The organism is Epilithonimonas sp. UC225_85 (genome assembly GCF_042695135.1).
Classification (GTDB): domain Bacteria; phylum Bacteroidota; class Bacteroidia; order Flavobacteriales; family Weeksellaceae; genus Epilithonimonas.
Genome location: NZ_CP170547.1, coordinates 325,305 through 338,812 on the forward strand (window position 1 = coordinate 325,305; position 13,508 = coordinate 338,812).

The 13,508-nt window shown below is 36.4% G+C and carries 12 protein-coding genes; 7 read left to right on the plus strand and 5 right to left on the minus strand.

The annotated features are described in order from the left end of the window. The first annotated feature begins 61 nt into the window (after positions 1–61). A complete protein-coding gene (gene menD / locus ACFJGY_RS01640; protein WP_379967354.1) occupies positions 62–1,726 on the plus strand; it encodes a 2-succinyl-5-enolpyruvyl-6-hydroxy-3-cyclohexene-1-carboxylic-acid synthase in 1,665 nt (554 codons plus the stop codon). On the opposite strand, the gene ACFJGY_RS01645 is transcribed toward menD, so the two are convergent. Both ACFJGY_RS01645 and ACFJGY_RS01650 read right to left on the minus strand, forming a co-directional pair. Continuing rightward, entirely contained in the window at positions 1,727–2,353 is a 627-nt protein-coding gene (locus tag ACFJGY_RS01645) for an aminotransferase class IV (protein ID WP_379967357.1), read from the minus strand. Continuing rightward, complete coding sequence (locus ACFJGY_RS01650; protein WP_379967360.1) at positions 2,337–3,281, minus strand: aminodeoxychorismate synthase component I; 945 nt, start codon at positions 3,279–3,281, stop codon at positions 2,337–2,339. Before ACFJGY_RS01650 ends, ACFJGY_RS01645 begins: the two co-directional genes overlap by 17 nt. 208 nt (positions 3,282–3,489) lie before the next feature. Between ACFJGY_RS01650 and ACFJGY_RS01655 the strand changes: the two genes are divergently transcribed. The 6 genes from ACFJGY_RS01655 to ACFJGY_RS01680 all read left to right on the plus strand — a co-directional run bounded on the left by ACFJGY_RS01655 (position 3,490) and on the right by ACFJGY_RS01680 (position 8,286). Next, the gene (locus ACFJGY_RS01655; RefSeq protein ID WP_379967363.1) at positions 3,490–4,197 is read left to right on the plus strand and encodes a hypothetical protein; all 708 of its coding nucleotides are present in this window, start codon (positions 3,490–3,492) and stop codon (positions 4,195–4,197) included. Positions 4,198–4,268: 71 nt separating this feature from the next. Then, positions 4,269–5,012, plus strand: a complete 744-nt coding sequence (locus ACFJGY_RS01660; RefSeq protein WP_379967366.1) for a hypothetical protein — start codon at positions 4,269–4,271, stop codon at positions 5,010–5,012. A gap of 14 nt (positions 5,013–5,026) precedes the next feature. Further along, entirely contained in the window at positions 5,027–6,115 is a 1,089-nt protein-coding gene (locus ACFJGY_RS01665) for an AI-2E family transporter (RefSeq protein ID WP_379967369.1), read from the plus strand. 10 nt (positions 6,116–6,125) lie between these two features. Further along, complete coding sequence (locus ACFJGY_RS01670) at positions 6,126–6,377, plus strand: DUF3820 family protein (protein WP_379970077.1); 252 nt, start codon at positions 6,126–6,128, stop codon at positions 6,375–6,377. 64 nt (positions 6,378–6,441) lie between these two features. Then, positions 6,442–7,482 carry a glycosyltransferase family 9 protein gene (locus tag ACFJGY_RS01675; RefSeq protein WP_379967372.1) on the plus strand — a complete coding sequence of 347 codons (1,041 nt, stop codon included), beginning with the start codon at positions 6,442–6,444 and terminating at the stop codon, positions 7,480–7,482. Between the two features lie 42 nt (positions 7,483–7,524). Then, positions 7,525–8,286, plus strand: a complete 762-nt coding sequence (locus tag ACFJGY_RS01680) for a lipopolysaccharide kinase InaA family protein (RefSeq protein WP_379967375.1) — start codon at positions 7,525–7,527, stop codon at positions 8,284–8,286. Here ACFJGY_RS01680 and uvrB read toward each other — a convergent pair. From uvrB to ACFJGY_RS01695, 3 genes are all read right to left on the minus strand, one after another. Continuing rightward, positions 8,283–10,274, minus strand: coding sequence for an excinuclease ABC subunit UvrB (gene uvrB, locus ACFJGY_RS01685; protein WP_379967378.1), 1,992 nt, complete (start codon positions 10,272–10,274; stop codon positions 8,283–8,285). The two genes, ACFJGY_RS01680 and uvrB, sit on opposite strands and share 4 nt — an antisense overlap. A 69-nt stretch (positions 10,275–10,343) precedes the next feature. Then, on the minus strand, positions 10,344–10,721 hold the full coding sequence (locus tag ACFJGY_RS01690) for a helix-turn-helix domain-containing protein (RefSeq protein ID WP_379967381.1): 378 nt from the start codon (positions 10,719–10,721) through the stop codon (positions 10,344–10,346). A gap of 323 nt (positions 10,722–11,044) precedes the next feature. Beyond that, positions 11,045–13,489 (minus strand): TonB-dependent receptor plug domain-containing protein, encoded by a 2,445-nt coding sequence (locus ACFJGY_RS01695; RefSeq protein WP_379967384.1) that lies wholly within the window; start codon positions 13,487–13,489, stop codon positions 11,045–11,047. Between the last annotated feature and the right edge of the window lie 19 nt (positions 13,490–13,508).

The window sequence follows — 13,508 nt, forward strand, 5'->3', positions numbered from 1 at the left end:
ATCTTGATTAAAGGTTTTGATTAAATTTGCAAACTGATTTATTTCTCAGTAAATTTCTACAATGAAGCAATATTCCGCAAAACGAAGCATCCAGATTCTCGCACATATTCTTGAACAATACGGCATCGATAAGATCATTATTTCTCCAGGATCCAGAAACGCACCTTTGGCAATCCATTTTTCGGAAATCGATGCGTTCCAGTGTTACAGTATTGTGGACGAAAGATCGGCTGCTTTTGTAGGGTTGGGAATTTCAAAATCAATCAAGAAACCTGTCGCAATTACTTGTACAAGCGGTTCTGCGGCAACCAATTATTATCCCGCAGTTGTAGAAGCGTTTTATCAGAATATTCCGCTTTTGGTTTTGAGCGCAGACAGGCCTTCGGATTTTGTGGATATTTTTGACGGTCAAACCATTCGTCAGAAAAATCTTTTCCAGCAGCATTCTTATGGCGATTTTGAATTGCTGGAAGATGAAAAAGACGGCGCAGATGATTATAACTTTGATACCATTAAAAAAGCGGTTGAGCTCTGTATTGAAAAAAGCGGTCCGGTTCACATCAATATTCCGTTGAACGAACCACTTTATAATTTGGTAGATGAGTTGCCGGTTCTGCCAACTTTAGAAAAAACAATTCAGAAAAAAGTTTATGAAATCCCGTCAAATCTGATTGCAGACTGGCACACTTCAAAGAGAATTATGATTCTTACCGGAACATTGGCTCCAAATCCAGAATTGGAAGCACAACTTTCTCAACTGGTTAAAAATCATACGGTTGTCGTTTTGACAGAGATGAATTCAAACCTTCGGCACGAGAAATTCTTCGCTCACATCGACCGGTATATTACAGATTTTACGGAGGAAGATTACAGAACGTATGCGCCTGATCTGCTAATTACAATCGGACAAAATGTAGTTTCCAAAAGAGTAAAACAATTCCTCAGAAAGGCAAAACCTTCACAACACTGGCACATCGATGAATATTGGCAGCCAGACACTTACTTTGCTTTAACTCAAAAAATTGAAGTTAAATCTGAGATCTTCTTCTCCAAATTATTGAAATCCATCAATCTGGAACCGAGTCCTTTCTTCAATCTTTGGGACGTTCTGAAGGATAAAAAAGATGCAAAACACGAAGAATATCTGAACAAGGCACCATTCTCCGATTTCTATCTTTTCAATCAACTGTCAAAAAACATTCCCGAGAATTATAAAATTCATTTCTCGAACAGTTCGGCAATCCGCTATGCACAATTGTTTGAATATCGGAAATATGATGTTTATTGTAACCGGGGAACAAGCGGAATAGATGGCTGTACTTCTACCGCAATGGGGTTTGCAATGATGGAAGATGAACCTACGATTTTAATCACTGGAGATTTATCATTTTTCTACGATATCAACGGTCTTTGGAATCAATACATTCCGCCTTATACGAGGATTGTGATTTTTAATAATGGCGAAGGAAATATTTTCAAAATCATTCCCGGACCAAGCGGAACGAATGCTTTGGACGAGTTTATAGCAACCACGCATCACAGAAATGCAGAGTTATTAGCAAAAAATTTCGGTTTTGATTATACAAAGATTGAGGACGAAATTACACTGGACCGTGTTTTACCAAACTTTTTCAAGCCCAATCCGAAACCAAAAATCCTGGAGGTGATGACTTCGGAATGTAATAATGCGGATATTCTGAAGCAGTATTTTGAAGAGTTAAAGTAATTAAAACTCCCAATCACTTTCCTCTTTCGGAAGATTGATGATCTTTTCAATGGGGTAAATGAACATTTCATCAAAATCATTCAGCGCATTAATCAATTGGAAATGAGAAAACGCTTTGATATTATCAATTGTAATTTCGGTTTCCTTGATTTTTTTCGAGGCTAATAAACTTTGTCTCATTACACCATTCAAGAGATAACTTTTCGGCGTGAACCAAGTTTTATCTTTCAGGAAAAGAAGGTTGGAATACGAAGTATCTGTGATCTGATTTTCTTTGATGATGATAATTTCGTCGGATCCGCTATCATTTTTTAATTTTTGGAATTGAGTTCTGTCGGCTGATTTGAAAATGTAATCAATTTCATTATCAATAACTAATTCAAAATCATCATGTTCCGAAATAGCGTAAGGGATAATCTGTGTTTTGAAATCGTTCTGCAAATCATACTCGATCCGGAATTTGTAAAGGCCGTCTTCGTCGTGTTCAAGGTTTAAGAACAAACTTTGAATATCAATCTTACATTCCTTTCCGAAATGGAAAAATGTCTCATTCATCCTTTTCTGATGAAGTTCTGCCAGGAAAATCCTCTGATCTTCTACTTTTATACTTTCAATAAATCGGGACATAGATTTTATTTTTCATTTCTTCATATTCACTGATTAAGTCGCTTTGATGCGTGACTCCGCCTCCACTTTTGAAAAATAACTTTCCGTTTTCTTTTTCAATAAATCTTATCATCACACAGGAATCGAGGTTTTTCCCATCAAAATAGCCGCTGATTCCGGTGTAAAAACCTCTGTCATATTGCTCGGCTTCCAATATTATTTCCAAAGTTTTTGTTTTTGGAGCACCGAGAATTGATCCTGCCGGTAATAATTTTTGAAGGATTGATCCTATTTTATTTTTGAAATCCGGCTTTATTTCACCCTCGATTTCGGAACTCATTGCAAGGAGATTTTTCTGTTTTGTTTTAAGGTAATCTATTCTTTGAAAATCTTTAACTTTCACATTATCAGCAACCATACTCAGATCATTCCTCAACAAATCGACAACCGTGTAATGTTCCGCTTTTTCTTTTGGATCATTCTTCAGAATATTTTCTGCATCTTCAATTTCTGCATCGATGGTTCCTTTCATCGGATGCGTCAATATTTTATTATCAATGATTTCCACGAAAGTTTCAGGTGAAAAACACACAAATTTATTAGGAACAAGGATTTTATATTTAGCTTTTGAAAACCGGAAAATTTCTTCTAAAGTCAAGCTGGTTTTGATTTCCGTTTTTCTGGTATAATTGGTAAGGTAAGAATTTCCTTTTCTGATATTTTTCTTAACAATTTCGAATCCTTTTTGATAATCTTCTAATGTTTCCGGGAAGGATTTCCAGTTGAAATCAGGAACTTTTACGTGTTCATTAATTATGTTTGTAACATTCGGAAAATCAATTAATAAACTGTTTTTTTTAATTTCGTTTTCAGTAAAAATCTTTATATCTTTCATCAAAAAATCGATCAGGAAAAAGAAAGGTTCTTTTCTCTGCGACAATTCGTCCATTATTTGAAATTGAGGATTCTGAAACATTAAACAAAAATAGGAATTTGTATTGCAAAGGCACAATTTAATATTCCGACTAAGCTATAAGGTTGCAAAGGTTGCAAAGTTGAGCAATTTTGCGACTTACAACATTTGGTTTAAAAAACATTTTGTGCCTTTGCGACAAATTTCCAAAACAATTATAGTTACTTTTGCAAAAACTTTGACAATGACGACGCCAAAACCGGAGATCGGAAAATTGCTGACAGAAGCCTATCAATATTGGATGAGAACTTTGCCGTTTCAGTTCCTGTTCTCAGTGATTTATTTTTCTGTAACCATGTTTGCTGATTCTTATGCGTTCCGATATTATGGGCTTTTTGAAGAAGTCCAGAAGTTTCAGAATTTATTTTATTCAGATTTTGAAGGTTTTATGACAAAGCTGGAAGTTTTGATGCAAACACCAAACGGTAAACTGTTTGCGGTTGTCGCATTGATTGTAAAAGCTGTTATCTTTCCTCTTAATCTTGGTTTTCTAAAAATTTACAGAAAATTGGATATTGGAGAAAAATTAAACACCAGCGATCTTTTTGCGGGTTTTCGTGGTCATTATTTCTTTTTGTTTGTGATCTACTCGTTTGTTTGGAGCATTATTAACAATTATCTCTCAATTTTTACTTTCATTTGGATCCCGATGATGCTGTTTGTGCCGGCATTGATTTTTTACAAAGGTTTTAATTTTTTGAAGTCCTTCCAGATCAGTATTCAGACTTTTCAGAAGTATTTTATTTTGATTTTTGTTGCTACAATCGTTTCAATTCTATTTTCTTACTGCGGATTTATTATGTTCTTTTTCGGAATTTTTCTAACATTTCCTTTTTGGAATGCAATGATCTATGTGCTTTACAAGCATCTGATTGCTGATTTTGACGAATAATTGTCTTTGAGTTAATTCTATTCAGAAATTTTTTGTGTAGATTTGGTAATAAACTTTAAAATCAAGCTACTATGGAAAATTTTAATGAATTCGAGTCGAAAGGCAATGTTCCTAACAGAGACTCTGGAAGCATTATTTCACACGCATTTGGAATTTATAAGGATATATTTATTTATCCTTTAGTTGCCGGACTGATATTTTTTATTGTTATATCAATTTTACTATCATTAACAGGAGTCTGGGCGATTTTTATGGATGCGAGCCAAAATTCAGGTGGAGGTTATAATCCTGATATCTATAGAGAACTTTATCACGGAACGCCTTTTTTAACTTTTGCAGGGAGTGCTTCTTTGTTCAATATTTTACTTTTTTCTCCTCTTGTTGTAGGGACGATTTATATTGCTCATAAAAAGAATATAAAGCAAGATATTCAATTTTCAGATTTGTTCATTGGTTATAAACAGAATTTTTTGAATATCGTCCTGTTTGGATTGATTTTCGCCATAGTCAGCGGAATCTGTTCCTGGTTATTCTATATTCCAGCAGTTTTTGTAATGCCTTTTTTGTTTTTCGGTTATCCTTTCTTATTATTTCAAAATATATCAGCAATAGAAGCTCTCAAAAGATCTATTGATATTGTGAAAAATAACTATGTTGATATTTTAGTAATCAATCTGTTGGCTTATTTATGTTCTTTGCTTGGATTTTTTGCTTGCTGTATTGGCATAATAATTACTTATATGTTTTATTACTCTACAATGTATTCTGCCTACTGCGCATATGTTGCATTGCCAAGACAACTTGAACAAAATTAAACCATAGATAAAATATGTCAGATTCCGGTAAACCAATAGATTCTGTTGTTATAAAACAGGTAGCTCTAATTCTTATAATATGTGTTTTAGTCGGATTGATTTGCTGGAATCTTGCATTATTCATTCCTTCAGTTTTAGGAGCGGTTACTTTATACATCGTCTGCAGAAAATATAATAATTATCTGGTTGAAGAAAAAAACTGGAAACCCTGGGCAGCAGCATTGGTTCTAATGCTAGCGTCACTAATTATCCTTATCCTGCCAGTATATTTCATTGTTGATATGCTTGTTGCAAAAGCAGGAAATGCACAGGCTTATATGGAGAAATTCAATATTTTCCTAGAGAAGATTCATGTATTCATCTATCAGAAAGTCGGTTTTGATATTCTTAGCAAGGAAAATATTACTAAAGTTACCAATTTTGCCGGAACACTTTCTACAAAGGCTTTGAGCACAACAGTTAACACATTTACGGTCATTGTTTCAATGTATTTTATTCTTTATTTCATGTTTGTAAAAGCACGTTTTTTTGAAAGAATGGTGGCGAAAGTAATGCCTTTTAAAAGAGCTAATACACAAATGCTGGGAGAAAAATTCAGAAAACTGGTTCTTGCAAATGCGATTGGGATTCCTGTTGTAGCGATTGGTCAGGGCGTGGTTGCATTGATTGGATATTGGATCTTCGGAGCACCAAGTCCGATGCTGCTGTTTGCATTAACGGCTGTTGCATCTATGCTTCCTGTTGTGGGAGCAGCCATTGTTTATGTTCCTGTAGGGATTTTTATGATCGCAGAAGGAAATGCTGGTCCCGGCGTTGGCGTTTTGATTTATGGACTGGTAATCGTTGGATTGACGGATAATTTATTGAGATTTACATTATTAAAAAAGCTGGAAGATATTCATCCGTTAGTAACCGTTTTCGGTATCATTCTGGGAATGAATATTTTCGGATTTATGGGATTGATTTTTGGTCCTATTTTAATGTCTATCACTGTTTTACTGATTCAGGTTTACCGCGACGAATTTGACGAAGATTCTCCGCCTTCTTTACAATTGCCTCATGACAATAAGGATCTCGAAGAAAAAATTGACTTGATAATATAAAATGGAAGGTTTGAATCCTGAAATCCTGAAAGAAATCTGCGAAGTTAGAATGCCTTTCGGAAAATATAAAGACACTATATTGGCGGATCTGCCAATCAGTTATCTGGAATGGTTTCAAAGCCAGGGAATGCCAAAAGGCAAGCTCGGAATGCAGCTTTCCACGATCTACGAAATCAAAATTAACGGATTGATGGAGCTATTAATTCCTATTCGTGGTGAATCTACTTACCAAAAACCTAAAAAAACAACTTTTAAGTTTTAAATTTGTAAAATAATTTACAACTAAGTTTTTTAGTTAAGGGAAAATTCATTCGACAAACCTATTTATGACAATTAAGAAAAGAATCAATGTTATCAGAAAACGGATTATGCAAAGCCTTACCAAAAATATTGGCAAGTCACAATCCGGATCTAATCATAATAAAGATGTTGAAATCAAGAGAATATTGATCTCCAGACCCAATCACAGATTAGGGAATCTTTTGCTTTTAACACCTTTGGTTCAAGAGGTTATGAATACTTTTCCAAACAGTAAAATCGATCTTTTCGTAAAAGGCGGCGTGACACCAATTATCTATAAAAATTACGAAAATATAGACCGATTCATTCAATTGCCTAAGAAACCATTCAGCAATCTGGGCAAATATATCAAAGGCTGGTTTCAGTTAAAATTCAGAAAATATGATCTGGCGATTAATGCCAATCCCAGTTCTTCTTCAGGCAGATTATCTATTCTTTTTACAAGTTCCACTTACAAATTCTTCGGTGATTCTGATGATGAACTTCAAACAAAATATTCTGATTATCAGCACGACGCCAAGAAAAACATTTACAATCTCAGAAAATTTCTGACCGAATTAGGCTATCCGGAAAATACATCTAAAATCCCTTATTTAAAAATAAAATTAGATAAGGCAGAAATTGAAACGGGAAAGGAAAATTTATACAAAATAGTTCAGAATAATAAGAAAACAATCTGTCTTTTTACGAATGCAACAGGGGCAAAATGTTATTCTGAAGAATGGTGGAATGCATTTTATGACAAACTAAAATCTGCTTTTCCGGATTATAACATTATTGAACTCCTGCCAGTCGAAAATATTTCTAAACTGAACTTTAAAATTCCTAATTTCTATAGTACAGACATTCGGGAAATGGGCGGATTCCTTGCAAATACCGCTGTTTTCATTGCTGCAGACAATGGCGTAATGCACCTTTCAAGCTCTGTAAATACCCCGACAATAGGACTGTTTTCTGTAACAGACGCGAATGCTTACGGACCTTACAATGACAAAAGCTTCTCCATAAACACAAACGAAACCGATCTGGATAAAGTAATTAATCTAATTAAAACGTCTTTAGAATAATATAGATCTGAAAAATGAATTTCTAAAATAAAACACAATTATATGAACCTGGTTCTTTCAGAAACGTATTCTAGATACAAAGACGACATTTTAAACATTTTAAAGAATTTTAAAAATGATGGCGTTGTTGTTGGTCACGGAAATAGAAATGTCGTTAAGTTCTTCGTTGTTGATAATTTAAAGTTAAATTTCAAGTCGTTCAAACAGCACAATATCATCAACAGGCACGTCTATAAATATTACAGAAAATCAAAATCCAGACGTTCTTACGAATATGCTCAAATGCTTATCGATAAAGGCTTCTTTACACCAAAACCTATTGCTTATATAGAGAATCATGATTTCATTGGTGTCACATCCAGCTATTATGTGAGTGAACAACTGGAAGATGTTTTTACCTTAGGCGATGTTCTTTACGATCATTCTTTTACAGACCGGGAAGAAATCATTAAAGCTTATACTCAGCTGATTTTCCAGCTGCACGAGAATGGAATTATTTTTATTGATAATGCTTCCGGAAACTTTTTAATCAAAAAAATTGACGGAAAATACCGTTTCTTCCTGGTAGACCTCAACCGGATGAGTTTCTATGATGAAATCTCCATTTCCAAACGATTACAAAATTTTGAAAGATTGACAAATGATCTGGAAATCATCAAATTGATCAGCGCCGAATATGCAAAGTTATCAGGCCAGACTTCGGACTTCTGCTATAATAAAATCGTGGATTTTGCTAAGAAAAAAGCTTTCAAACTAAAAGTCAAAAGAATTTTGAAGTTCTATAAATTCTTTCTTAAAAACTAACTTTTCAACGCAAGAATCTCATCCCGCAGTTTCGCAGCTTTTATAAAATCGAGATTTTTAGCAGCAGCTTCCATTTCTTTTTGTTTCTGCTCTACTATCTTTTCGATATCTGCACTTCCGTAGCTTGCTTTTGTTTCTGCAACTTCCTGCAAAAGAACTTTTTGCGTATATTTTTCGTCCGGGAAATCTTTGCTCCTGCCAACCAGATTTTCACTGATTTTTTTATTGAGTGCCATCGGAACTTTGCCGTGTTCTGTATTGTATTGGATTTGCTTCTCGCGGCGGTAGATGGTTTCATCAATAGCGGCCTGCATAGATTTTGTCATTTTGTCGGCATACATTATGGCGCGGCCGTTTAGGTTTCTGGCAGCTCTTCCGACAGTCTGGATCATTGATCTTCGGGAACGCAGCATTCCTTCCTTATCAGCATCCAGAATCGCAACCAGGGAAACTTCCGGCAGATCCAATCCTTCTCTCAAAAGATTCACACCCACCAAAACGTCAAACAAGCCCAAACGCAGATCCTGCATAATCTGAATCCTTTCCAAAGTCTCGACATCAGAATGGATATATCTTGTTCGGATTCCGACTTTTGTGAAATATTTGGTCAGTTCTTCCGCCATTTTTTTGGTTAAAGTTGTTACCAGCACCCGCTCATCCGCCTCTTCTCTTTTATGGATTTCCTCGATCAGGTCATCAATTTGATTCATTGTCGGGCGAACTTCAATAATTGGGTCCAAAAGTCCTGTCGGCCGAATGATTTGTTCGATATAAGTTCCTCCCGATTTTTCCAGCTCGTAATCTGCAGGTGTTGCGGAGACATAGATCACCTGGTTCTGCATATCCTCAAACTCAGGGAATTTCAACGGTCGGTTGTCCATAGCTGCCGGTAACCGGAATCCGTGTTCTACCAAAACTTCTTTCCGGCTTCTGTCGCCTCCGTACATGGCATGAACCTGCGGAATCGTCACGTGACTTTCATCAATCACCATCAGGAAATCTTTAGGAAAATAATCCAAAAGACAGAAAGGTCTGGATCCCGGCAAACGACCATCCATATAACGGGAATAATTCTCAATTCCGGAACAATAACCCAATTCACGGATCATTTCCAGGTCGAGTTCTGTGCGTTCTTCCAGACGTTTGGCTTCCAAAGGTTTCTCGATTTCCCGGAAGAAATCCACTTGTTTTACCATATCATCCTGAATCTGACGAATGGCACTCTGCATCGTTTCTGGGGTTGTTACAAAAAGATTGGCAGGATAGATATTAATGATATCAAAATTGGAGGTAACATTCCCGGAAACCGGATCAAAGCTCTGAATCGCTTCAATCTCATCACCAAAAAACTGAATCCTGATCGCAGAATCTGCATAAGCCGGATAAATATCAATAACATCACCTTTTACCCGGAAAGTTCCTCTTTGAAACTCATTCAACGCTCGGGAATAAAGTGCGCTTACAAGTGAATGAAGTAATTTTGTTCTGGAGAGTTTTTCGTTTTTTTGAATCGTAATTAATGATTTATGGAATTCTGAAGGATTACCAACACCATAGATACACGAAACCGAAGCAACGATCAAAACATCCCGCCTGCCCGAAAGCAGACTTGCAATAGCAGAAAGTCTTAGTTTCTCCACCTCTTCATTGATGCTGAGGTCTTTTTCAATATAAGTATTGGTGGATGCAATGAAGGCTTCCGGCTGGTAATAATCATAGTAACTGACAAAATATTCCACCGCATTGTCCGGAAAGAACTCTTTGAATTCCATAAAAAGCTGAGCCGCCAATGTTTTGTTATGCGCCATCACAATGGTTGGTCTTTGTACGCTTTCTACTACATTCGCCACTGTAAAAGTTTTCCCGGAACCTGTAACACCGAGAAGGGTCTGATATTTTTCGCCAATATTGATGCCCTCTACCAATTTTTCGATGGCTGTCGGCTGATCTCCGGTTGGTTTGTAATCTGATTGAAGTTTGAATTGCATAACACAAATTTACGAAATAAAAAGACGTTAGCAATTCCTGATTGCCTCAGAATTGCGCTTCAATATGCATCATTTGTCCTTCAGCATATCTCTTATTTCATCTAAGCTTTTGCGCCTAAAAAGATCCCTTGGATCTAATATCTCAGCGTTGATATCCTGTAGTTTGTTTAGTTGATGGTCTGCTGGCAACTGCATCTCCCGGTTTACAAAAAGGTCATTTGGTGTGCAGTTGAGATTCTCGCAAAGGGTGGTAAGCTGGCGAAAATTGACTTGTACAGCATTGCCGCTGAGAAGTTTGGTAGCAGAAAATCGGTTGATCCCAATTTTCAACAGGAATGCAGTAGGATGCACGATGCTCCTTGCCTTCATTATAGGTTTTAAATCCAAAATAATACTACTTCGGTGTGGTGTAAGCTTGCCACGCTTTGATCCTCTTCCGTATTGCATATCAAATGTGTTTTAACAAATATAGAAAAATGTAATCTCAGGTGAAAATTAATTTTTACAGATTTACTGTAGATTCTTACAGATCTAATGAAAGGACTTACAAATCTAATGAATCTTTTTACAGATCTAATTGAAAGGTCTACAGATCAACTTTAACCTTATACAGATCAACTTTCATCTAGTACAAATAGACTAAAAAGATATACAGATCAACTTACACAGATTACTGTTATACAGTATTATATCCGTTCTATCATTTATTAGCTAATAAAAAAAGGATCCAAAACAATTGAATCCTCTTAATAAAAAATAGTTAGTTATGGTTAAAATTTAAAATTCACTCTTGTGAAGATCTGTCTTCCGGAGAAACCCATCTGAACCGGATCAAAGATTCCGCCTGATTCGGTATTACCTTCAGAAACAGAGGCATATTGCAGTGTAGAATATCTGTTGAAGACATTTTTACCACCAATTGTCCAGGATAAATTCTTAGTAAAGTCATAACCGACAGAAAAATCCGTAGTGACTCTTGGGGTATATATTTGATAATCATCTGGACCGTTGTATCCAACCAAAGTCACTTTGTCAAATCTTACCAATTGCAGATTTGCATTGAATTTCTGGATTTTATAATTCAGATTCAGATTAACTTTAGTTTTCGGAGCCGAGGCCAAAATGAAAGCTCGTTCTCTCGCACTCAGAAAAACATCTTCTTTTCCGGCTAATTCAGCTGGCGTATGGACAGCGGTAATTTCCATTTCATTATAATTTCCTGCCAGAGTTGCTGCCAGTTTTCCGAAACCTAAATCTGTAGTATAAGTCAAAATCACATCTACACCTCTGGATTTTGTGTCCACAGCATTACTGAAAAACTGCGCCTGATCCACTTTCAGATCGGCAAGGATTCCTCCGATAGCATCATCACTCTGATCAAAAGTTCCTGTCAAAACGATTCTGTCTTTTACTTGTATATAATATCCATCCACTGTTGCCGTGAATTTTCCTGTGTTGAAAGTAAATCCGGCACTTCCGTTGAGAGAAGTCTCTTGTTTTAGCTGGGCAATATGCGCTTTTTGTGCCAACTCGCTGTCATTAGAAGCTAACTGAATCGTAACCAGATCTCCTCCCTGAAAGTTGGTAAACTGCAAGCTGTAATATTTCTGAACCAAAGAAGGCGCACGGAAGCCTGTAGAAACGGAACCTCTAAGTGCAAATTCCGGCGTAATAGCATATCTGGTAGCGAATTTTCCATTCATCGTGCTTCCAAAATCACTGTAATTTTCAAATCTTCCGGCTGCGCTTACCATCCATTTCTTTGTGATATCCAATTCTGTATCCACATAAGCGGCAAAATTATTTCTGCTTTTCCCCACTTGTTGAGAATATCCCGGAAATCCCTGAGATCCGCCTGGCCTTATATCGCCTGTCAGTGGATTAATAACCAGCAAATCCGGATTTGTATTGGCCGTAACCACATTCCCATTAACATCGTACATAGCATACGAACTTTCTTCTCCTTTGATAATATTGAATTTCTCGTATCGGAATTCTGTTCCGAGTGCAAGATTAAATCCTTCCAACAAATCGAACGCTTTGGTTGTACTAAGTCCAGTTACATTTTGTGAAAGCGAATGTCCGCCGGCATTAAAACTTGTAGGCGAATTCACGCCCAGTGTTGCGTTGATTGTATTGTCGATCTGATAAATGAATCTGTTGTTTCCAAAAGCATTATAGAAATCAAAATCCCAATCTCCAAGCTTGAATTTCAGACCATTATCAAATGTAAAATCAGAAATTTTTGTATTCTGAACCGGATTGAATCCGTCTGGATAAATTTCAGGGATATTCCCATCTGCGTCTGCGGATCTTGTCCAGGCATAAGCATGGGTATTGCGGTAGGAAAATCCGGGTTGAGAATAAAACTTTAATCCATCCGTTAATGGAACTTCTATATTCCCAAAGAAATAGACATTATTCGATTTTGCATCACCAAATCTTTGTCTCGGTGCGTCATATTTATTCGGATTTGCATTTCTGATCGCATAATCTTTATTGATAAGTTCCAGCGTAAAGTTTCCAAAACCACCTTTGTTTCCAATTTTTGTTCCAAAGTTTCCACTAAAATCAAATGTATTACCGTCTAACTTTTTATCCGAAACCACATCATTATCTCCCGGACTTTTAAACAGGTTTCCACCATAAAAAGCACTGCCTTCAAACCCGTGATTCCTGTCATTCAGAACTACGTTGATTACGCCCGCAATAGCATCAGAACCATATTGAGCAGAAGCGCCATCTCTTAAAATCTCTACACGTTTTATCGCAGCAACTGGAATTGTATTCAGATCAGAACCCGTATTTCCACGGCCTCTGGTTCCAAATATATTGACTAATGATGACTGGTGGTATCTTTTTCCATTTAACAATAATAATGTCTGATCAGGACCCAAACCTCTCAAAGTTGCAGGGTCAACAGCATCCGCACCATCGGAACCTGACTGCTTATTAGAGTTAAAAGAAGGCGCTGCAAACTGCAAAAGCTGGTTTACATCTACCTGTCCTGTCGATTGACTTATTTGTTTCACGTCGATAACATCCACCGGGACAGCTGTATTGGTAACTGTTCTTTTTTTATTTCGGGTTCCTGTTAAAATTACCTCATCTACGGCAGTCTCTTTAGAAAGAGTATCTGTTGTAGATTGAGCAAAATAAAATGCGCTTGCTCCTAAAAAGAAAAGGACGCTTATTTTCTTGATTCTCATATTCATTAGTCAAATTTTAACCAAA